Annotated in this window: 18 protein-coding genes; 16 read left to right on the forward strand and 2 right to left on the reverse strand. The window is 72.3% G+C overall.

The annotated features are described in order from the left end of the window. Positions 1 to 109: 109 nt before the first annotated feature. The 16 genes from M2266_RS11655 to M2266_RS11730 all read left to right on the forward strand — a co-directional run bounded on the left by M2266_RS11655 (position 110) and on the right by M2266_RS11730 (position 16,805). Positions 110 to 1,078 (forward strand): iron ABC transporter permease, encoded by a 969-nt coding sequence (locus M2266_RS11655; protein ID WP_277441160.1) that lies wholly within the window; start codon positions 110 to 112, stop codon positions 1,076 to 1,078. A gap of 68 nt (positions 1,079 to 1,146) precedes the next feature. Next, entirely contained in the window at positions 1,147 to 2,127 is a 981-nt protein-coding gene (locus M2266_RS11660) for an iron ABC transporter permease (protein ID WP_277441161.1), read from the forward strand. After that, positions 2,124 to 2,963, forward strand: coding sequence for an ABC transporter ATP-binding protein (locus tag M2266_RS11665; RefSeq protein WP_277438136.1), 840 nt, complete (start codon positions 2,124 to 2,126; stop codon positions 2,961 to 2,963). The genes M2266_RS11660 and M2266_RS11665 overlap by 4 nt, the downstream gene beginning before the upstream one ends. Positions 2,964 to 3,008: 45 nt before the next feature. Next, positions 3,009 to 4,016, forward strand: coding sequence for an iron-siderophore ABC transporter substrate-binding protein (locus M2266_RS11670; protein ID WP_277438137.1), 1,008 nt, complete (start codon positions 3,009 to 3,011; stop codon positions 4,014 to 4,016). Between the two features lie 82 nt (positions 4,017 to 4,098). Next, positions 4,099 to 5,292: an ATP-grasp domain-containing protein gene (locus tag M2266_RS11675; protein ID WP_277438138.1), complete on the forward strand. Its 1,194-nt coding sequence runs from the start codon at positions 4,099 to 4,101 to the stop codon at positions 5,290 to 5,292. Positions 5,293 to 5,354: 62 nt separating this feature from the next. Further along, complete coding sequence (locus tag M2266_RS11680) at positions 5,355 to 7,139, forward strand: IucA/IucC family protein (RefSeq protein WP_277441162.1); 1,785 nt, start codon at positions 5,355 to 5,357, stop codon at positions 7,137 to 7,139. 53 nt (positions 7,140 to 7,192) lie between these two features. Then, positions 7,193 to 8,377, forward strand: a complete 1,185-nt coding sequence (locus tag M2266_RS11685) for an MFS transporter (RefSeq protein WP_277441163.1) — start codon at positions 7,193 to 7,195, stop codon at positions 8,375 to 8,377. A 17-nt stretch (positions 8,378 to 8,394) separates the two neighbouring features. Beyond that, the gene (locus M2266_RS11690) at positions 8,395 to 10,164 is read left to right on the forward strand and encodes an IucA/IucC family protein (RefSeq protein WP_277438139.1); all 1,770 of its coding nucleotides are present in this window, start codon (positions 8,395 to 8,397) and stop codon (positions 10,162 to 10,164) included. Further along, on the forward strand, positions 10,161 to 11,381 hold the full coding sequence (locus tag M2266_RS11695; RefSeq protein WP_277438140.1) for a type III PLP-dependent enzyme: 1,221 nt from the start codon (positions 10,161 to 10,163) through the stop codon (positions 11,379 to 11,381). Before M2266_RS11690 ends, M2266_RS11695 begins: the two co-directional genes overlap by 4 nt. A gap of 9 nt (positions 11,382 to 11,390) precedes the next feature. Next, positions 11,391 to 12,032: a PhzF family phenazine biosynthesis protein gene (locus M2266_RS11700; protein ID WP_277438141.1), complete on the forward strand. Its 642-nt coding sequence runs from the start codon at positions 11,391 to 11,393 to the stop codon at positions 12,030 to 12,032. Between the two features lie 52 nt (positions 12,033 to 12,084). Next, positions 12,085 to 12,726 (forward strand): hypothetical protein, encoded by a 642-nt coding sequence (locus tag M2266_RS11705; protein ID WP_277438142.1) that lies wholly within the window; start codon positions 12,085 to 12,087, stop codon positions 12,724 to 12,726. After that, the gene (locus M2266_RS11710) at positions 12,727 to 12,954 is read left to right on the forward strand and encodes a hypothetical protein (protein ID WP_277438143.1); all 228 of its coding nucleotides are present in this window, start codon (positions 12,727 to 12,729) and stop codon (positions 12,952 to 12,954) included. Positions 12,955 to 13,079: 125 nt separating this feature from the next. Continuing rightward, the gene (locus M2266_RS11715; RefSeq protein ID WP_277438144.1) at positions 13,080 to 13,931 is read left to right on the forward strand and encodes a helix-turn-helix transcriptional regulator; all 852 of its coding nucleotides are present in this window, start codon (positions 13,080 to 13,082) and stop codon (positions 13,929 to 13,931) included. 10 nt (positions 13,932 to 13,941) lie between these two features. Then, positions 13,942 to 14,139, forward strand: coding sequence for a DUF397 domain-containing protein (locus M2266_RS11720; protein WP_277438145.1), 198 nt, complete (start codon positions 13,942 to 13,944; stop codon positions 14,137 to 14,139). 9 nt (positions 14,140 to 14,148) lie between these two features. Continuing rightward, positions 14,149 to 14,484, forward strand: coding sequence for a hypothetical protein (locus M2266_RS11725; RefSeq protein ID WP_277438146.1), 336 nt, complete (start codon positions 14,149 to 14,151; stop codon positions 14,482 to 14,484). A gap of 1,406 nt (positions 14,485 to 15,890) precedes the next feature. Then, on the forward strand, positions 15,891 to 16,805 hold the full coding sequence (locus M2266_RS11730; RefSeq protein WP_277438147.1) for an oxidoreductase: 915 nt from the start codon (positions 15,891 to 15,893) through the stop codon (positions 16,803 to 16,805). Between the two features lie 15 nt (positions 16,806 to 16,820). Here the strand turns inward: M2266_RS11730 and M2266_RS11735 are convergent, their stop codons facing one another. After that, the gene (locus M2266_RS11735) at positions 16,821 to 17,633 is read right to left on the reverse strand and encodes an HAD-IIB family hydrolase (protein WP_277438148.1); all 813 of its coding nucleotides are present in this window, start codon (positions 17,631 to 17,633) and stop codon (positions 16,821 to 16,823) included. A gap of 167 nt (positions 17,634 to 17,800) precedes the next feature. Next, positions 17,801 to 20,512 (reverse strand): pyruvate, phosphate dikinase, encoded by a 2,712-nt coding sequence (gene ppdK / locus M2266_RS11740; RefSeq protein WP_277438149.1) that lies wholly within the window; start codon positions 20,510 to 20,512, stop codon positions 17,801 to 17,803. Positions 20,513 to 20,902: the final 390 nt, after the last annotated feature.

A 20,902-nucleotide genomic window follows, 5' to 3' on the forward strand; every position in this document is an offset into this window, starting at 1 on the left:
CGGGCACACAGCGAGTTGACAAGGTTAGGTTTACCTAACCTAAGATCGAGGGGTGCTCAAGAACCAGCGGGCGGCCGTGGCCGGCCGGCTCCCCTCCCCGGCCCGGCGGATACCGCTGTTCCTGCTCGGCGCGGTCGCCCTGACGCTGTGCGGCGCCGCGAGCCTCGCCCTCGGCTCGCGGCCGGTGCCCCTCGGCACCGTGCTCGACGCCCTGTTCCACGACGCGCACAGCCGCGACGCCGTGGTGGTCACCGGGCTCCGCGTGCCGCGCACCCTCATCGGGCTCGCGGTCGGTGCGGCACTCGGGGTGGCGGGCGCCGTCGCCCAGGGCGTCACGCGCAACGCGCTGGCCTCACCGACGACGTTGGGGATCAACGCGGGCGCGGGCTTCGCCGTCGTCACGGCGATCTACGCCCTGCATCTGACGCACCCCGCCCAGTACCTGTGGTTCGCGTTCGCCGGAGCGGCGGCCGCCGCGCTCTTCGCCCAGACGCTCGCCCGCCGGGCGGGCGATCTGGACCCGGTCCGCCTGGCGCTCGGCGGCACCGTACTGACGGCCGTCCTGGTCTCCTGGACCTCCGCCGTGATGCTGGCGAGCAACCGCACCCTGGACGAGGCCCGGTTCTGGCTCGCGGGCTCGCTGTCCGGGCGGACGCTCGACGTCCTCTACCCCGTACTCCCACTGATCGCCGTCGGGTTGGTCATCGCGCTGGCCATCACCCCGGCGCTCAACGCCCTGGCCCTCGGCGACGAGACCGCGCAGGCGCTGGGCGTGCCGGTGGCGCGGATCCGGGTCGCCGGCGGTCTCGCCGTGGTGCTGCTCGCCGGCTCCGCCGTCGCGGTGGCGGGACCGGTCGCGTTCATCGGACTGGCCGCCCCGCACCTGGTGCGGCTGGTGTTCGGCAACGACCACCGGCTGCTGGTCCCCGGCTGCCTGATCGCCGGCCCCCTGCTGCTGCTCGGCGCCGATGTCCTGGGCCGCGTCGTGATCGCGCCCTCCGAACTGGAGGTCGGCATCGTCACCGCCTTCCTCGGCGCGCCGCTGCTCGCCGTGCTGGCCCGGAAGGTGGCCCGGTGACCGCCCCGACTTTTCCCGTGACCCACTCGGTACGAACGCGACCGTCCCCCCGCCGACGCCGTACCGCCCTGCTGAGCGCTGCCGCCGTGGCGGCCATCCTCGTACTCGCCACGACCGCGCTCACCACCGGTCAGATCCCGATGCCCGCGCTCACCGCGCTGCGCGCCCTGATCGGCCTCGGCGACTCCGGTGACGTGCTGGTGGTCCAGGAGTTCCGCGCGCCCAGGATGGCGGCGGCACTCGTCGCCGGAGCGGGCCTCGCCGTCGCCGGGGCGCTGCTGCAGCGGCTGTTCCGCAACCCGCTCGCCTCCCCCGACGTCATGGGCGTGACCGGCGGCGCCTCGCTCGGCGCCGTCTCGCTGCTCGCCACCGGCGCCTCGCAGACCCTCATCCCGCTGGCCGCGCTCGGCGGCGGGCTGCTCGCCGCCGTCCTGCTCGGCGCGTTCGCCTGGCGCTCGGGGCTCGGCGTCACCCGCCTCGTGCTGGTGGGGCTGGCCGTGCAGGCCGGACTGGCCGCCGCCGTCAACCTGATGGTGGTGCGCTTCCCCGCCGAACTCGCCAACTCCGCGCTGCAGTGGACGACCGGCTCGCTCTACGGGCGGACCTGGACCGAGGTGTCCGCCGCGGGCGCCGCCGTGGCGGCGGCGATGGCCGCCGCGTTCGTCCTGCACCGGCGCCTCGCCGTCCTCGACCTGGGCGACGACTCGGCGGGCGGCCTCGGCCTGGCGCCGTCCACCGCGCGTCTGCACCTGCTCCTCACGGCCATCGTGCTGGCGTCGCTGGCCGCCGCGCTCACCGGCCCGGTCGCGTTCGTCGCCCTCGCCGTACCCCACGTGGTCCGCTTCCTCGCCGGGCCGCCGACGGCGGGAACGCTCGCCCTGTCGGCGCTGACCGGCGCCGTACTGCTGCTCGGCTCCGACCTGGTCGTCCAGCACCTGCTGCCGGTGCACGGGCTGCCCGTCGGCGTCGTCACCGCGACCCTCGGCGCGCCCTGGCTCCTCGCCTTGATGATCCGTCAGAGCAGGCCCACGCACAGGAGTTTCGGATGACCACCCGCGCCGACCGGCAGCCCCGTACCAACCAGCTCTCCACCCACGGCCTGGACCTGCGCTACGGCGACCGCACGGTGATCGGCGGCCTGGACCTCGTCCTGCCCGGCGGCGCCGTCACCGCCATCGTCGGCCCCAACGCCTGCGGGAAGTCGACACTCCTGCGCGGGCTGACCCGGCTGCTCTCCCCCGCCGCCGGCACCGTGGCCCTGGACGGCGCTGACATCCACCGGATGCCCGCCCGCGCGCTGGCCCGCCGGATGGGGCTGCTGCCGCAGCAGCCGGTCACCCCCGACGCGATCACCGTCGAGGCGCTGGTCCGGCTCGGCCGCTACCCGCACCAGCGGCTGCTGAGCCCCTGGTCGGCCACCGACCAGGCCGCCGTCGACGAGGCACTGGAGCGCACCGGCACCACGGAACTGCGCGACCAGCACGTGGACCGGCTCTCCGGCGGCCAGCGGCAGCGCGCCTGGATCGCGCTGGCCCTCGCCCAGGACACCGAGCTGCTGCTCCTCGACGAGCCCACCACCTTCCTCGACCTGCGCCACCAGCTCGACGTCCTCGACCTGGTCTCGGACCTGCACGCCGACTCCGGGCGCACCGTCGTCATGGTGCTGCACGACCTCGGCCAGGCCGCCCGGTACGCCGACCACCTCGTCGTCCTCCAGGACGGCCGCCTGGCCGCGACCGGGCCGCCCTCCGAGGTGCTCGACGCCGCGCTGGTGAAGTCCGTGTTCGACGTGGAGTGCCAGGTCATCCCCGACCCCGAGACCGGCACCCCGCTCGTCGTCCCGCGCGGACGCGCCAGACGGCACGCCGCCGCCGTCGCCATCTGACCTCCCCCGTCCCCGTCCTGTCCAACAGCAAGGATCCCCACCCCCATGAACACCAGAGCCCCGCTCCGCCACCGCCTCGTCCGGTTGGTCGCCGCGCCCGTCGCCCTCGTCATCGGCGTGGGCGCGCTCGCCGCCTGTGGCAGCGAAACCGGAGCCAAGGACGACAAGTCGAACACCGCGGCCACCGCCGACGGCTTCCCGCGCACCCTCACGCACGCCATGGGCAGCACCACGATCCCGGCGAAGCCGAAGCGCGTGGTCGTGCTCGACACGGGTGAGCTGGACGACGTGACGATGCTCGGCATCACCCCGGTCGGGGCGGTGGCGCCGCACCTGAAGTCCGAGGGCGGCTTCCCCGCGTACCTGAAGGGCAAAACGGACGGCACCCAGGACGTCGGCCCGTCCGCGGAGCCCAACCTGGAGCTGATCGCGTCCCTCAAGCCGGACCTGATCCTGTCCTCCAAGGTCCGCCACGAGAAGGTCTACGACAAGCTCAAGGCCATCGCCCCGACCGTCTTCACCGCGACCACCGGCTTCCCCTGGAAGGAGAACCTGGCCGTCCACGCCAAGGCCCTCGGCCTGGAGAAGGAGGCGGCCACGGCGCTGACGTCCTACGAGGCCCGCGCGAAGAAGCTCGGTGAGGCCATCAAGGCCAAGAACGGCGGCAAGGAGCCGACGGCCTCGGTCGTCCGCTTCGTCGCCGGCCCGACCCGGCTCTACCAGCTGGACTCGTTCAGCGGTGTCGTGCTGACCGACATCGGCCTGGGCCGCCCCGCCTCGCAGAACGTGCACAGCGCGATGCTGGAGGTCGGCCCCGAGCAGATCGACAAGGCCGACGCGGACCTGGTCTTCGTCACCGTCTCCGACGACCCCGCCAAGACGCAGCAGAGCGTCGTCGAGTCCAACCCGGTCTGGAAGAGCCTGAACGCGGTCAAGGACCACAAGGTCGTCAACGTGACCGACGAGACCTGGATGTCCGGCATCGGCGTCCAGGCCGCGATCGGCATGCTCGGCGACGTGGCCAAGGCCGCCGGCGTCGACCTGCCGAAGTAACGCCCTCCGTGTGAAGGGGGCGGGCCTCCTCCGCCGGCCCGCCCCCTCCCCTCCGCACGCCCCCAGAACAGGACTCCCGGCCATGCGGCTGTATCTGCTCGCGCTCAACCCCACGGACTCCGTCACCGAGGGCTTCCTGCCGGCCGCCTCACGGCTCGGCCTGGACGTCACCGTGCTCACCGAATTCCCCACCGCCCACCAGGAGCTGTACGGCGACCGGGTGGACGTCATGGAGTGCGACGTACGCGACTTCCGCGCCGTCATCACCCGGATCGCCACCGGCCCCACCCCCCACGCCGTCTTCACCAACAGCGACCACCTGCAGACCCAGGCCGCCCTCGCGGCCGCGTACTTCGGTCTGCCCGCCAAACCCTGGCAGGCGGCCCTGCGCGCCAAGGACAAGGCGCAGATGCGCCGCCACCTGGCCGCCACCGGAGCCGACACCGTCTGGTCCGCCGAACTCGCCGCCGGTGAGGACCCCGTGGCGCTGCTGGACCTGCCCGTTCCCTACCCGTGTGTGGTGAAGCCGCGCGAGGGCGTGGCCAGCGAGGACGTGGTCCTCGTCGGCGACGCCGAGGAGCTGGTGCTGCGCTGCAAGGAGATCCAGGCGCGCCGCCCGCGGGCGGCACTCGTGGCGGAGGAGTACCTGACCGGCGAGCTGTACACGCTGGAGACGCTCGGCGACGGCCGCGTCCGGCACGTCCTGGGCGGGTTCCACACCGAGCTCTCGCCGCTGCCCTACTTCATCGAGGAGCGGCTGACCTTCGTCCCCGCGCACCCCGAGCCGGTCGTCGAACAGGTCCTCGCACAGCTGGACGCCCTCGGCGTCGGGTTCGGTGCCTGTCACACCGAGTTCGTGGTCCAGGACGGCCGAGCCCGCGTCATCGAGGTCAACTACCGGGCCATCGGCGACCAGTGTGACCTGCTACTCGCCGGCCTGCTCGACATCCCGCTCTTCGAGCTCATCCTCCGCGTCCACCTCGGCGAGCCGCTCCCCGCCGACCTCGGCGCCCGCGATGACGGCCGCGCCCGGCTGGAGTACCCGTGCGCGCAGCGGGCGGGCACCCTGACGGCCGCGCCCGACGCGTCCGAGCACACGGTGGACGGCGTCCGGCTCGTCTACCGGCCGCTGCGCGCGACCGGTGAGCGCCACGAACTGCACCACACCAACCGCGACTACCTCGGCGTCCTGCGCGCCACCGGCACCGACCAGGAGGCCGTCGACCGCACCGTGACGGAGTTCCTGGGGGCGCAGCGCTGGGAGATCACCCCGTGACGGCCATCGAGGTCGGCGTGGGCGCCGGCACCGGCACCGGCACGGACACCGACACGGTACTCATGTTGCGTGTGCTCAGCGCGCTGCTGCGCGAGGACGTCGTCGGCCTGCGCACGCGCTCCACCCTCGTCGAGGAGTCCGACGGGCTCTGGCTGCGGCTGCCCTACACGTACGGCGGTGACGGGGACGGCGGCTCCGGGAACGGGGGCTCCGGGAACAGCGGCTTCGCGGACGCGCTGCTGCTCCCGGTGGTCGAGGACGGCTTCCAGTGCGAGTACGCGGCCCGGCTGCCGCTGCTGCGACGCGCCTCGGACGGCCGCGAACTCACCGGCAGCGACGCCGTACTGCGGGCGCTGCGCGCCCTCGCGGACCCCGTCGACCGGGCCGGCTTCGACGCGTTCGCCGAGGAGTGCGCGCAGACCGCCGTGACCCTGCGACTGCACGACCGGGTGCGCGACGAGGTGACCGCCCGGCTCGTCGAGCGGTACGGCTCCGACACCGCCTACTGGACCTACCCGCGCGGCCTGGGCTTCGACGCGCTGGCAGCCTTCCACGACCACCCCGTGTATCCGACCTCGCGCGGCCGCAGCGGGCTCGGCGAGGCCGAACTGCGCGCCTACGCACCGGAGTTCCACGAGGACGTGGCGCTGCGCTGGCTCGTCCTGCCCCGCGCGTCCGTGACGGAGTCCGGCGGCGGCGCCGCCGAGGCGTACTCCTACCTGTGGCCGACCCCCACCTCGCTCGGCATGCCGGAACTGCGCGACACCCACACCGTGCTCCCGGTGCACCCACTGACCGCCGGGGAACCGCTGGACGCGGCGCTGCGCGCCACCGGCCTGGAAGAGCGCGCGTTCCTCGTGGAACAGCGACCCCTCACGCTCCTCCCCACCCTGTCCATGCGCACGCTCGCGGACCGCACGTACCCGCTGCTGCACCTGAAGCTGCCGCTGGCCACCGCGACCCTCGGCCTGCGCAACCGGCGGACCATCAAGCCCGGCACCCTCGCCGACGGCGCCGCCTGCCAGCGCCTGCTGAACCAGGTGATCGCCCGCGAACCACGGTTTCGCGACACCGTGCTGCTCGCCGACGAGCGCGGCTACGCCCACGCCGGGCACGAACTCCTCGCCGTCCTGCTGCGCCGCTATCCGGAGCACCTGCAGAACTCCGTGCTGGTGCCGATGGCCGCGCTGCTGGCCGGCGCCCCGGACGGCCGGCTGGTGATCGACCAGCTCGCGGACCGCTTCTACGACGGCGACCCCATCGCCCTGCTGGATGCCTGCCTGACGCTGCTGTTCGACTGGCAGACCACGCTCTTCGGCTACGGGATCGCGTTGGAGTCCCACCAGCAGAACATCTCCCTCGCCCTGGACCGGGACCGCACGACGGGCGCCACCCGGCTGCGGCTGGTCCTGAAGGACAACGACGGACCGCGGATCAACACCGCGCGGCTGAGCCGGGCGCTGGGCGAGACCCCGGCCCGGATCGACGAGTTCGACGACGAGCGGATCTTCTGCGTCTCCGACGACCCGCTCGTCGACCTGTTCACCACCATCACCGTCCACCTGTGCGCGGGGTCGTACGCGTTCGGGCTCGCCGACCACGGGCGGGCGCCCCTGGACCACCTGCTGCGGCTGGTCCGCGACCGGCTCTCCGAGGCGGTCGACCGCCTCGGCGGCGCGCCGGCCGAGCTGCTGCGCGAGCGGGTGCTGAACGCCGACCGGCTCCCGGTCAAGGCGATGGTCAGCGCTGGGACGCTGCTCAGCAAGGAGCGCTCGGGCGCGGCCGACATCAACAAGCACTACACGACCGGGCCCAACTACCTGCTCCTCGACGGTGGTCCGCGGTGAGCGCGGAAGCGGTGAGCGCGCAGGTGGCGAGCGCGCAGGTGGCGAGCGCGGAGGTGGCGACGCTCGCCCGCACTCCGGCTCCCGCCCTGGGGCGCCGCCAGGTGCACGCGGTCGCGGCCTGCTACTTCGTCGCGTCGTTCGCCGCGCTCGGCCTGCCCCCGTACCTCACATCGATCCTGCCGGAACTGGGCGACACGACCGCGCACTGGGCCGGGCTGCTCTACATCGTCCCGACGGTCTTCGGCGGTCTCGCCGCCCCGCTGTGGGGGCGGCTGGCCGACCGCTACGGCCGCAAACGGCTGCTGCTGCGCGCCCAACTCGGGCTGGCGCTGTCGTTCCTGCTGGCCGGGGCCGCCGACTCGCTGCCCACCTTCACCGCCGCCCTCGTACTGCAGGGAATCCTCGGCGGCACCTTCGCCGCCACCAACGGCTATCTCGCGGCGGGGCTGGACGGCACCCGGCTGTCCTGGGCCCTGACCCTGATGCAGGGCAGCGCCCGCGCCGCCCTCGTCGCCGCTCCCATCGTCGTCGGCTCCCTGTCCCCCTGGCTCTCCCCGCACCGCCAGTACGCGCTGCTCGCCCTCCTCCCGCTGGGCGCCGCCGCGATGCTGCTGGCGCTGCCGGAACCGCGGGAGGGCATCGTGCTCCCGCCGGTTCGGCAGGAGGAGACCCGGCCGGGCACCGCGCAGCGCCGGCTCCTGCGGGAGCTGTACGTCTTCGAGTTCGCGTTCGTCTTCTCGACCGTCATCTCGTTCCCGTACCTCATCGCCCTGCTCGGGGACCGAATATCGGGCATCTCCCCGGTCGTCTCCGGATCGCTCTTCGCCCTGCCACACCTGTGCTACCTGCTCTTCGCGGCGCCCGTGCACTCCGCTTTCCGCGACCGTCCCCGGCTGGGCATCGCCCTCGGTTTCACGGCGGTGGCGGCAGGTCTCGCGGGGCACGCCGCGGCCGGTTCGCTGATCACCTTCACGGCCGTCAGGCTGCTGCTCGGCGCCGGACTCACCCTCGGCCTGGTCTGCCTCTCCCTGCTCGCCGCCGACGCGGTGCGCGGCCGGTCACCGGGGAGGATGTTCGGATCCCTGGAGTTCGTCTCCAAGGGCGGAGCCGTCGCCGCCGGAGTGGTCGCCGCCCTCGGCAACAGCGCCTTCGGACCGACCGCTCCCGTTCTCGCGGGCACCGCGGTCGCCCTGGTCACCGTCGCAGCCGCCGTACACGCTCTCTTCTCGCACCCTTGATGTTGATGGAGCCGTTGATGACGCTTCCCCTGCGCCTCGCGCAGCCCTCCGCCACCCGCGCCGACGACCTTCCCCCCACCGGCCTTCCCGACGCCGATGACGTCGTGGCCCACACCCTGCTCAACTGCCTGCTCCGCGAGGTCTCGGGACCCGAACACCAGACGGCGGTCGCGGACGGCCACCTCCTGCTGCGGCTGCCCCGCGCGGGCGCGCTGCTGCGGGTCGCGCTGCGCCGCACGTCACTGATCGGCGCCCACCGGTTCACCGGTCCCGTGGCGGAGCGGCACGCGAACGCGTGGAAGGAGCTGGACTGGTACCGGCTCGCCGAGTACGTACACGACGAGCTGTCACTGCGGACCGGGGTGCGCAACGACGAGTTCCTGGACCAGGTCGTCTCCAGCCACCAGGGCGTCAGCGCCGCTCTGTCGCTCCCGCGCGGGGACGCGCCTGTCGCCTACCTGGAGTCCGAGCAGTCCCTGCTGTTCGGCCACCGCTTCCACCCCACCCCGAAGGCGCGCACCGGCGACCCCGCGTCGTGGGCCGCGTACGCCCCCGAGGCGGGCGCGACGTTCCCGCTGCGGCACTTCGCCGTCCGCGAGCACCTGGTGGCGGAGGAGTGCAGCGCACCCGGCGCCGCGGGCCCGCTCGACCGGTTGCGGCCGGTGCCCGCCGGCTACCGGCTGCTTCCCGCACACCCGTGGCAGTACAGCCTGCTGCACGACCACCCGGCGCTGCGCGCGGCCCTGGCCTGCGGCGACATCCTCGACCTGGGCACCGGCGACGTGCCCGCGGCGCCGACCGCTTCCGTCCGCACCCTGTACGACGGTGACACGTTCCTGAAGTTCAGCCTCAACATCAGGATCACCAACTGCCTGCGGAAGAACGCCGCTTACGAGCTGTCCGGCGCGGTAGCGCTCACCCGCCTCCTGGAGCCGGTCTTCACCGACCTCGCCGAACGTTTCCCGGCCGGCGCCATGTTGCGGGAGCCCGCGTACCGCAGCCTCGCCCTGCCGGGCCCCGACGGGCGTCCGGACCTCGGCCTGCTGGAGGGGTTCGGCGTCATCGTCCGCGACGGCCTGGACGCGCACCTGCGCCCCGGCGTCACCCCGCTGCTGGCCGCCGCCGTCGCCGACGAGTACCCGACCGGTTCCGCGCACATCTCGCGGCTCCTCGCCGGGACGGGCCCGCAGGCCGCGCTCGACTGGTGGACGGCGTACCTGCGGCTGCTGCTCCCGCCGGTGCTCGCGGCCTACTTCGACCACGGCGTCGTGCTGGAACCGCACCTGCAGAACGTGCTGATCGGGGTGGACGGCGACGGCTTCCCCGTCCAGGTCCTCTTCCGCGACCTGGAGGGCACCAAGCTCGTCCCCGAGCACCACGCCGCGACCCTCGCCGCGCTGCCCGCCGAGGTCGCGGCCCCGATGACGTACGACGCGGAACGCGGCTGGGACCGCGTCATGTACTGCCTGCTCGTCAACCACGTCGCCGAACTGCTCGCGGCCCTCGCCGACCTGCATCCGCAGACCGAGACGGCCCTGTGGGCGCGGGTCCGCACCGTGCTGCGCGAGTACGCGGACGACCACGGCTGCCCGCCCCGACTCAGCGCCCTGCTCGCCGGTGTCCCGCTGCCCGCCAAGACCAACCTGCTCACCCGCTGGGAGCGCAAGGCCGACCGCGAGGCCGGCTACGTACGGCTGTCGTCGCCGCTGGCGGAGGACGTCCTGTCGTCGCCGCCGGCGGAGGACGTCCTGTCGTCCGACCGCACCGAACCCTGGAGCGCCCGATGACCACGGCCCCCGTCGCACCCCTCCTCACCGAAACGGTCCGCGAGCGGGCCGCGTACCTGGCCTCCGACCACCTCCCCGCCTACCTCTACGACCTGGCGGAACTGCGCGCCCACGCCGCCGCCGTCCGGGCCGCGCTCCCCGAGCGCGTGGAGCTCTACTACGCCGCCAAGGCCAACCCCGAGCCGGAGATCCTGACCGCGCTCGCCCCGTACGTCGACGGGTTCGAGGTCTCCTCCGGCGGCGAACTGGCCCATGTGCGCAAGGCCGTCCCGAACCGCCCGCTGGCCTTCGGCGGCCCGGGCAAGACCCCGGCCGAGATCGCGGCCGGACTGGATCTGCGGGTGGCGCGCTTCCACGTGGAGAGCGAGTACGAGCTGCGCATGCTCGGGCATCTGGCCGCGCGCCTGGCTCCCGGCCGGACCGTTCCGGTCCTGCTGCGCATCAACCTCCCCGTGCCGGGCGCGGCCCTGGAGGGCAGCTCGCTGGCGATGGGCGGCCGCCCCACGCCGTTCGGCCTCGATCCCGCGCAGGCCGACAGCGCCGTACGGCTGCTCAGCGACCACCCGCGGCTGGAGCTGCGCGGCATCCACGCGCACCTCGCCAGCGGCCTGGACGCGGCGGCGCAACTCGCCGTGGCCGGCGAGGTGGTCACGTTCGCGGTGGGCCTGGCTGCCCGGCACGGCATCGCGCTGCCCGAGGTGAACGTCGGCGGCGGCATGAACGTGGACTACGCCGACCCCGGCGTCCGCTTCGACTGGACCGCGTACGGCGAAGGCCTCGCGCGCCTCACCGCCGCCCACCCCGACCTGCTGCTGCGCATCGAACCGGGCCGCGCTCTCACCGCGTACTGCGGTTGGTACGCCACCGAGGTCCTGGACGTGAGGCCGAGCCACGGTGAGGAGTTCGCCGTGCTGCGCGGCGGCACGCACCATCTGCGCACCCCGGCGACCAAGAACCACGACCAGCCCTGCGCGGTCCTGCCCGTCGACCACTGGCCCCACCCCTGGCCGCGCCCCGCCGCACGGCAGGACCACATCACCCTCACCGGGCAGCTCTGCACACCGAAGGACGTCCTCGCCCGCCGGGTTCCGTCCGGCGGTCTACGGGCCGGGGACCGGGTGGTGTTCGCGCTGGCCGGGGCGTACGCGTGGAACATCTCGCACCACGACTTCCTGATGCACCCCCGGCCGGGCTTCCACTTCCTGGGCGGTGCTTGAATCGCACCCATGACCGATCACGAAGTACTGCGGGTCTTCATCGGCCCCGACGGCCGGGGCGGCAACCCGCTGGGCGTGGTGACCGCCGACTCCTCCGACGCGGCCGGCCGGCAGCGCATCGCGGCCGAACTCGGGTACAGCGAGACGGTCTTCATCGACGATCCGGAGCGCGGCGCGGTGCGGATCTTCACGCCGAGCGTGGAGCTCCCCTTCGCCGGCCACCCCCTGGTCGGCACCGCCTGGCTCCTGCGATCGCCTTTGCTGCGCCCCCCGGCCGGCGACGTCCCCGCCTGGACCGAGGGCGACATCACCTGGATCCGCGGCCGTGCCGCGTGGGCCCCGGGCCGGCGCACGGAGCAGTACGCGACGGTCGCCGAAGTCGACGCCCTGCCCGCCCCGCCGCCCGGCGAGGGCTGGCTCTACGCCTGGGCGTGGGCGGACGAAGCCGCGGGCCGCGTCCGCACCCGCGGCTTCCCCCGCCGCGGCGACGCCATCACCGAGGACGAGGCGACCGGCGCCTCCGCGATGGTCCTCGCCGCCGAACTGGGCCGCCCCCTCGACATCCGCCAGGGCGCCGCCTCCCAGATCCTGACCCGTCCGGGCCCGGACGGCACGATCGACGTGGGCGGCCGGGTGTCGCGGGTCCGCTGAGAGGGGGCGGCGGACCCTGCTGCTCATCCTGATCGCACCCCTGCTCGTCGGCGTGGCGGCGGCCGTGGCGGGCGTGGTGTTCGTCTCCCACCTGTTCGACGACGACCCTCCGCTGGTGACGGACGCCCACTCCTGCGGTCGATCGACGGCGGAACTCGACCCGTCCCTCGCCCACTTCGGCCTCACCCTGCCCGCCGACGCCACCGGCGTCCGCTTCACCGCCTCGGCCGACCCGATCCACGGCGAGACCGACCTGACGGCCGCGTTCACCACCGCGCCGGCCGGCCTGCGCCGCTTCCTCGCCGACGCCGGCCTCCCCCACCGGGTGGAGCCCCCGGCCCCGGCCCAGCGCATCACCGGCTGCGCGGCCGAGCCGACGGGCGCCTTCACGTCGACCACCAGGACGACCCGCACCACCCCAGAATCGTCCTGGTCGCCTCCGACCGCTGACTCCGGAACGCGTCACACGCCCTTGACCGGCGTGTCCAACTCGAACCACACCCCCCAGCGATCGGCCGCCCCACACCGGTCGGCCAGCGCCGCCACCAGGAACAACCCGCGCCCGCTCAACGCCTCGTCGTCCGCCCGGCCTTCCCCGAACCGCACCGCGCTCCCGTCGACGACGGTCACGCGCAGCTGCCGGGGCGCCACCCGGACCCGCAGGAGAAGGTGCGGCCCACCGGCGTGCAGATAGGTGTTCGTCACCAGCTCCGACGTACACACCGTCGCCGAGTCGACCAGCTCGTCACGCCCGATCGCCCGGACCACCCCCGCCACGAAGTCCCGGCAGATCCTGGGTGCGGTGACGACGCGGGCGCTGCGCAACGTGAACGTGTGGGGAACGTGGGCCGCCGGAGGCGGCTGGGCGGGGAGGCGGGTTCCGGGGTGCATGGCCAACTCCGTTGTTCGGTACGCGAAGTAGTGACTCCGCCACACACCGTAAACCTCATGGTTATCTAGTTCAACCGAGTCGCGTACTTTCGTCTCCTGCTGGCAGTGATCGCGCGAGCACGCCAGACTGGGCAACCACCGACGAGAGAGGCGCACATGGCCCACCGAACGTTCATCACGGCTCGCCAGCGCCGCCTGGGCGCGGAGCTTCGCCGCATGCGGGAGCACGCGGGGTTCACCATCCAGGAAGCGGCGGACCTCATGGGCGTCACCCGGTCGCACATCACCAACACGGAACTTGCCCGCTTCGGCGTGAGCGAGGACCGTCTTCGCGCCCTCGCCGCCAACTACTCCTGCTCGGACGGCGCCTACGTCGACGCACTGGTCGCCATGGCGGCCGAACGCAAGCCGGGTTGGTGGGAAGACTTCCGCGGCATCCTGCCCGCGGGTGCCCTGGATCTGGCGGAACTCGAGCACTGCGCCGCAGCGCTCCGCGTGGTGCAAATCATGCATGTGCCGGGATTGCTGCAAACCGAGGAGTACGCACGGGCGGTCCTCAGCGCGTCCGTTCCCAGCCGCTCACCGGCCGAACTTCGCCGTACGCTCTCGCACCGACTGCGGCGACGCGAGATCCTGGACCGCGACGCTCCTCCGCCCTGCGTCTTCATAATCCACGAAGCGGCTTTGCGCATGCGGTTCGGTGATCAACAGGTCCTGCGGGCGCAACTCGCAGCCCTCCTGGAAGCTTCCGAGCGGGAGAACGTCACCGTACGAATCGTCCCCTTCGAAGCAGGAGGCTTCCACATCGCCGGACTCACCGTCACCTACGCCTCCGGAGCGGTCGCGCAGCTGGATACCGTGCAACTGGACACCGCGCACAAGGCGCTGTTCCTGGAGGCGGAAGCCCAACTGGAGAACCACCGGGCGATCTTCGAACGAACAGAGAAGATGGCTCTGCCCGTCAAGAAGTCGCGTGATTTCATTCGCAGCATCGCCCACCACATGTGAAGGCCAGCAGATGCTCTCGATAATTTGGCAGAAGTCCTCCTACTCCGGTTCAGGCGACGAGAACGCCTGCGTCGAACTCGCGGCGGTCGGCGGAACGATCCGCCTGCGGGAGAGTGACGACCCCGATGTCGTCCTCACCACCACCCCCGCACAGCTCAGCGAGTTCCTCCGGGGTGTACGGGCCGGCCGGTTCGACCATCTCGGTTAGGTTCGGCTGATGGGGATCGAACTACAACTGCACTCGGAGCGTCCCGGCGCGCGGAAGCGCGCGCCCAACGTCACCCTGCTGCGGGAGTCCCACCAGCACGGTGAGGCGCTGGCGCACGCGCTGGACACGCTCGAACTGGACCCTTCGGGCAAACTCGGCTGGATCGATCCGTACGGCGACACCCTGTTCAACGAGCAGGAGGCGCAGGCGATGCAACAGGAAGTCGCCGCCCTGGTACGGCGGTGCGCCGACGACGCGCAGAGGGCTGCGCTGCTCGACCTCGCCGATCTGCTGGGCGAGTGCGCGGCAACGCCGGGCAGTTACGTACGGTGCGTGGGCGACTGATCCCGGCGGACGGGGCTGAGGTCCGAGCAGTGCGGAGTGGTTCTTCTGCGGCGCTGCGCACCTTGACCGGGCGGAGGGGAGGGCCTTGGCGCTGCGCGCCTGGCAGGGGCGGTACCGCTGCGCGGCCCGGGGGGCAGTGATTCCGGTCCGCTGCGCTCCCCGGGCGGGGTGGTGGGGTGGGTGAGGCGGATGGGGAGGTACCGCTGCGCTCCCTTGCCAGTGGCGGGGACTCGGATGAAAGGTGCCTTGGCTCGCGGCTAGGGTCCAGACTCGCAAGCGGTCCTTCTGCGGCGCTGCGCACCTTGACCGGGCGGAGGGGGAGGCCCCGGCGCTGCGCGCCTGGCAGCGGGGCAGTTCGCTGCGCTCCCTTGCCGGGAGGCGGAGAGGTTCGCGTGGGAAAGGCCCTGCGGGGGATGGCGGGGGTTGCCCATGGGCCGGGGCGACTTCTGATCCCCTCTTCCTTCCGAGAGATGGTGCCGGTGGGACTGCATGTTATTGATGGGATTGGTGAGGCGACTTCTGAGCCGGTGTGGATGACTTAGGTCGGTCAGAACCCGATATAGCGGTGCTCCGGCCCCCGGTGGTGATCGACATCGCGTCGGCCGGAGCTCAAGCGGTCGCCCCGCTCCACCGCTTCGCCGTTCGACCCGCGCTGCCCCATCCGCCTCACCCGCCCCACCACCCCGCCCGGGGAGCGCAGCGAACCGGAATCACTGCGCCCCCCGGACCGCGCAGCGGTACCGCCCCCGCCAGGCGCGCAGCGCCAAGGGCCCTCCCCCTCCGCCCGGTCAAGGTGCGCAGCGCCGCAGAAGAACCACTCCGCATCCGCCCGAACCTCAGCCACCCGCGCACCCGCACCCCGAAGCCCGCAGCCCGCACCCCACACCCGCACCCCCGCACCCCGAACCGCCCCACTCGCCCCACTCGCCCCACCCACCCCGCCACCACCCCGCCCGGGGAGCGCAGCGGACCGGAATCACTGCCCCCTCGGGCCGCGCAGCGGTACCGCCCCTGCCAGGCGCGCAGCGCCAAGGCCCTCCCCTCCGCCCGGTCAAGGTGCGCAGCACCGCAGAAGAACCACTCCGCATCCGCCCGAACCTCAGCCACCCGCGCACCCGCACCCCCGAAGCCCACAGCCGCCCACCCGCACCCCCTCACCCCGAACCGCCCCACTCACCCCACCCACCCCGCCACCACCCCACCACCCCGCCACCACCCCGCCCGGGGAGCGCAGCGGACCGGAATCGCTGCGTCCTCCCGGGCCGCGGGGCGGTACCGCCCCGCCCGCCCGGCGGCCGCGGAACGCGCTGCCGCGCGCACATGCCTCGTGCATCGGCGGCCCGCTCTCTAAGCTGACCGCCGGGGGGATCCGGAATTCGGCCAGCTATACGAGGAGAACCGGTCACATGGGCTGGACTGCGAACGACATCCCCGACCAGACCGGACGCACCGCCGTGGTGACCGGCGCCAACAGCGGGATCGGGTACTGCGCCGCGAAGGAGCTGGCGCGGCGCGGGGCGCTCGTCGTGCTGGCGTGCCGCAGTGAGGAGCGCGGGCAGGCCGCGGCGGATCGGTTGGTGGCAGAGGTGCCCGAAGCGCGGGCCCTGTTCCAGCGGCTGGACCTGGGTGACCTGGGCTCCGTGCGGGCCTTCGCGGAGGAGTTCGACGGCGACCGGCTGGACCTGCTGGTGAACAACGCGGGCGTGATGGCGCTGCCGTACACGCAGACCGCCGACGGGTTCGAGACGCAGTTCGGCGTCAATCACCTGGGGCACTTCGCGCTGACGGGACTGCTGATGCCGAAGCTGCTCGCGACACCCGGAGCCCGGGTGGTCAGCGTCTCCAGCGGGATGCACGCGGTCGCCAACGTGGATCTCGGGGACCTGAACAGCGAGCGCCGCTACCGGCGCTGGATCGCCTACGGCCGCTCCAAGAGCGCCAACCTGCTGTTCATCCATGAGCTGGCGCGGCAGTTGGAGGCGTCGGGCTCGGACGTGGTGGCCGCCGCCGCGCACCCCGGCTACGCCGAGACGAACCTCCAGACGGCGGGCGCCAGGATGGAGGGGCGCAAGCGCATCGAGCGCGTCATCCACGTCGGTAACCGCATCGTCGGCCAGTCGCCGGAGGCGGGCGCGCTGCCCACGCTCTACGCGGCCACGGCGCCCGATGTGGCCCCCGACTCGTTCACCGGCCCGCAGTTCCTGGGCTGGCGCGGCGCGCCGCGCCGCTCCTGGCGCGCGTCCTGGACGAAGGACGACCGGGCGGGCGAGCTGCTGTGGACGGCGTCCGAGCAACTGACGGGTGTCGGCTATAAGTTCTGAGCACTGGAATGGCCACTACGAGCCGTACAGCTGCTCCAGCACCCGCGCCACCCCGTCGTCGTCGTTCGCGGCCGCCCGCAGCGGCGTCGCGGCCAGGACGTCCGGGTGCGCGTTGCCCATCGCGTAGCCCGCTCCGGCCCAGGTCAGGGTGGACAGGTCGTTCGGCATGTCACCGAAGGAGACCACCTCGGAGGCGGCGATCCCGCGAGCCGCGCACCACAGGGCGAGCGTGCCGGCCTTCGTCACGCCGGGCGAGCTGATCTCCAGCATGCCGGAGCCGCCGGAGTGGGTGACCTCGACGTCGGTGAGCGCGGCGTCGTGGGACGCGGTCATCATCAGGTCCGCGTGGTGCCGGTCGGAGTGCACGAGGAGCTTGACGATGTCCTCGTCCGCCTCCCACAGCTCGGCGGCGCTCTCCACGATCACCTCCTGGAAGTCCTTCTTCCCGAAGTCGCGCTCGCTGATGAGGCGGTATCCGGTCTCCAGGGCGAGCGTCGAGCCCGGCAGCGCCGCGACCAGCGCCTCCGCGGCCTTGTGCGCGACGGCCGTCGGCATCAGGCGCGCGTCGAGGAACTGCCGACCGGGGACGTCGTAGACGATCGCGCCGTTGCAGCAGATCGCGGTCCCCTCGTGCCCCGCACCCTCGGCGATGGCGTCCACGTAACGCGGCGGCCGCGCCGTGACGAAGACGACCTCGGCCCCCGTCGCCTCCACCATCCGCAGCGCCCGCCGGGTCCGCTCCGAGACCGTACCGTCGCTGCGCAGCAGCGTGCCGTCGAGGTCGGTGGCCACCAGTCGGGGAGGGGTCAGGAAGGGAGAAGCAGTCATGTTCGGATCATGGCAGATACGCCGGATAGGAACGGAGACGGGAGGTGGAGGCAGGATGACCTGCGGTGAAACGACCCAGGGGAAGAGGAGGGGGCGGCGTCTCCGCACGAGACGCCGCCCCCGGTGAGGGTGGAGATGGTTCTACGGGGTGACCTGGAGCAGGTCGGTCACCGGCTGTCGTTGCCGGACGGGGCCGCCGCCGCGCGGCCCGCTTCGAGGCGGGCGACGGGGATGCGGAACGGGGAACAGGAGACGTAGTCGAGTCCGACCTCGTGGAAGAAGTGGACGGACTCGGGGTCGCCGCCGTGCTCGCCGCAGACGCCGAGCTTGAGGCCGGGGCGCGCCGCGCGGCCGGCTTCGCAGGCGGAGCGGATGAGGGCGCCGACGCCGTCCCGGTCGATGGTCTCGAACGGGGAGACGCCGAAGATGCCCTTCTCCAGGTAGGCGGTGAAGAACGAGGCTTCCACGTCGTCGCGGGAGAAGCCCCACACCGTCTGGGTCAGGTCGTTGGTGCCGAAGGAGAAGAACTCCGCGGCCTCCGCGATCTGGCCCGCGGTCAGCGCGGCGCGCGGCAGTTCGATCATCGTGCCGAGCGTCAGTTTGAGGTTTATGCCGGTGGCGGCCTCCACCTCGGCGATGACCTTCTCGGCCTCCTCGCGGACGATCTCCAGCTCCTGCACGGTGCCCACGAGCGGGATCATGATCTCCGGACGCGGGTCGCCCTTCATGTTCTTGCGGTGCGCGGCGGCTTCGGCGATCGCCCGTACCTGCATGGAGAACAGCCCGGGGATGACGAGGCCGAGCCGGACGCCGCGCAGGCCGAGCATCGGGTTCTGCTCGTGGAGCTTGTGGACGGCCTGCAGCAGGCGCAGGTCGTTCTCGTTGGCGTCCTTGCGGGACTCCGCGAGCGCGACGCGCACCGACAGCTCGGTGATGTCCGGCAGGAACTCGTGCAGCGGCGGGTCGAGGAGCCGCACGGTCACCGGCAGGCCGTCCATCGACTCGAAGAGCTCGATGAAGTCGGCCTTCTGGAGCGGCAGCAGGGCACTCAGTGCCTCGTCGCGCTCGTTGTCGGTGTCGGCGAGGATCAGCCGCTCGACCAGCTCGCGCCGCTCGCCGAGGAACATGTGCTCGGTGCGGCACAGGCCGATGCCCTGGGCGCCGAAGCGCCGCGCGCGGTTGGCGTCCTCGGCGTTGTCGGCGTTGGCCCGTACCCGCAGCCGGCGGACCCGGTCCGCGTAGGCCATGACGCGGTGGACGGCCTGGACCAGCTCGTCGGCGTCGTCGGCGCCCGCGTGCATCCGGCCCTCGAAGTACTCGACCACCGGGGACGGGACGACCGGCACCTCACCGAGGTAGACCTTGCCGGAGGAGCCGTCGATGGAGACGACGTCGCCCTCCTCGACGACGATCCCGCCCGGGGCGGTCATCCGGCGCCGCTTGGTGTCGACCTCCAGCTCCTCGGCGCCGCACACACAGGTCTTCCCCATGCCGCGGGCGACGACGGCGGCATGGGAGGTCTTGCCGCCGCGCGAGGTCAGGATGCCCTCGGCGGCGATCATGCCGTTGAGGTCGTCCGGGTTGGTCTCGCGGCGGATCAGGATGACCTTCTCGCCGGACCGCGACCACTTGACGGCGGTGTAGGAGTCGAAGACGGCCTTGCCGACGGCCGCGCCCGGGGAGGCGGCGATGCCCCAGCCGAGCCGCTTGCTCGACGCGGCCTCCTCGAAGCGCGGGAACATCAGCTGCGCGAGCTGCGCCCCGTTGACCCGCTGCAGCGCCTCGGCCTCGTCGATCAGGCCCTGGTCGACGAGCTGGGTGGCGATCCGGAAGGCGGCCGCCGCCGTGCGCTTGCCGACGCGGGTCTGCAGCATCCACAGGTGGCCGCGCTCGATCGTGAACTCGATGTCGCACAAATCCTTGTAGTGCGTCTCGAGGGTGTTCATGATCTGCATGAGCTGGTCGTACGAGGCCTTGTCGAGGCCCTCGAGATCGGCCAGCGGCACGGTGTTGCGGATACCCGCGACGACGTCCTCGCCCTGCGCGTTCTGCAGGTAGTCGCCGTACACGCCCTGGTGGCCGGTGGCCGGGTCGCGGGTGAAGGCGACGCCGGTGCCCGAGTCGGGGCCGAGGTTGCCGAAGACCATGGAGCAGATGTTGACGGCCGTGCCGAGGTCGCCCGGGATGCGCTCCTGGCGGCGGTAGAGCTTGGCGCGGTCGGTGTTCCACGATTCGAAGACGGCGCGCACGGCGAGGTCCATCTGCTCGCGCGGCTCCTGCGGGAACTCGCGGCCCGCCTCCTTGAGCACGATGCCCTTGAAGGACTCCACGAGCTGCTGGAGGTCGGCCGCGTCGAGGCCGAGGTCGCTCTCGGCGCCCTTGGCGCGCTTGACCTCGTCGAGCGCCTCCTCGAAGAGCTCGCCGTCCACGCCCATGACGGTCTTGCCGAACATCTGCAGCAGCCGGCGGTAGGAGTCCCACGCGAAGCGCTCGTCCCCGGCCTGGGCGGCGAGCCCGGCCACGGAGGCGTCGGAGAGGCCGATGTTGAGGACCGTGTCCATCATGCCCGGCATGGAGAACTTGGCCCCGGACCGCACGGAGACGAGCAGCGGGTCGTCCGGCTGCCCGAGCTTCTTGCCCATCTTCTGTTCGAGGGCGTCGAGGTGCGCACTCACCTCGTCGCGGAGCTCCGCGGGTTCGTCGCCGGAGTCCAGGTAGACCTTGCACGCCTCGGTCGTGATGGTGAAGCCCGGAGGGACGGGCAGACCGAGGTTGGTCATCTCGGCGAGGTTCGCACCTTTCCCGCCGAGCAGGTCCTTGAGTTCCTTGTTGCCCTCAGTGAAGTCGTAGACGAACTTCTGCGATACCTGTTCCGACACGGGACTCGACTCCTCGTGAGGTCCCCCCGGACAGGGTCTGGGGGAGGGATGCCCTGACGGCCCGGAGCGTACCCATTCCCAAGGCTTTGCAGTACGTCCATCACCACATCAGACGGCCGTAACCACCCGTCTGCCACTAGATCGAAAGTGACGCGCCCGGGCGGTCCGCCGCCGATTCCGTTCACTTGTCGAACCGACGACCGCACAGCGTGCCGCGATCGACGGACGCCGCTCACCCTCCGTGAGCTATTCGTTGATCAAGTGGAGGATCCGGAGTGGCACTCAGTGCCATCCCTTGGAGAGGTGCAGGCATGCCATAACGCTCATCTGAGCGGTGGCATCATCAAACGTGGCGTGAATCACGCGGTGGGAGGAGCCCTCCTGGACGCC

The organism is Streptomyces sp. SPB162, assembly GCF_029504575.1.
Lineage (GTDB): Bacteria > Actinomycetota > Actinomycetes > Streptomycetales > Streptomycetaceae > Actinacidiphila.

Coding starts and splice junctions, on each gene's coding strand:
- M2266_RS11730 (WP_277438147.1), top strand. CDS start 15,891: ATGGGCTGGACTGCGAACGACATCCCCGACCAGACCGGACGCACCGCC.
- M2266_RS11735 (WP_277438148.1), bottom strand. CDS start 17,633: ATGACTGCTTCTCCCTTCCTGACCCCTCCCCGACTGGTGGCCACCGAC.
- M2266_RS11690 (WP_277438139.1), top strand. CDS start 8,395: ATGACGCTTCCCCTGCGCCTCGCGCAGCCCTCCGCCACCCGCGCCGAC.
- M2266_RS11665 (WP_277438136.1), top strand. CDS start 2,124: ATGACCACCCGCGCCGACCGGCAGCCCCGTACCAACCAGCTCTCCACC.
- M2266_RS11715 (WP_277438144.1), top strand. CDS start 13,080: ATGGCCCACCGAACGTTCATCACGGCTCGCCAGCGCCGCCTGGGCGCG.
- M2266_RS11720 (WP_277438145.1), top strand. CDS start 13,942: ATGCTCTCGATAATTTGGCAGAAGTCCTCCTACTCCGGTTCAGGCGAC.
- M2266_RS11725 (WP_277438146.1), top strand. CDS start 14,149: ATGGGGATCGAACTACAACTGCACTCGGAGCGTCCCGGCGCGCGGAAG.
- M2266_RS11700 (WP_277438141.1), top strand. CDS start 11,391: ATGACCGATCACGAAGTACTGCGGGTCTTCATCGGCCCCGACGGCCGG.
- M2266_RS11675 (WP_277438138.1), top strand. CDS start 4,099: ATGCGGCTGTATCTGCTCGCGCTCAACCCCACGGACTCCGTCACCGAG.
- M2266_RS11695 (WP_277438140.1), top strand. CDS start 10,161: ATGACCACGGCCCCCGTCGCACCCCTCCTCACCGAAACGGTCCGCGAG.
- M2266_RS11680 (WP_277441162.1), top strand. CDS start 5,355: ATGTTGCGTGTGCTCAGCGCGCTGCTGCGCGAGGACGTCGTCGGCCTG.
- M2266_RS11670 (WP_277438137.1), top strand. CDS start 3,009: ATGAACACCAGAGCCCCGCTCCGCCACCGCCTCGTCCGGTTGGTCGCC.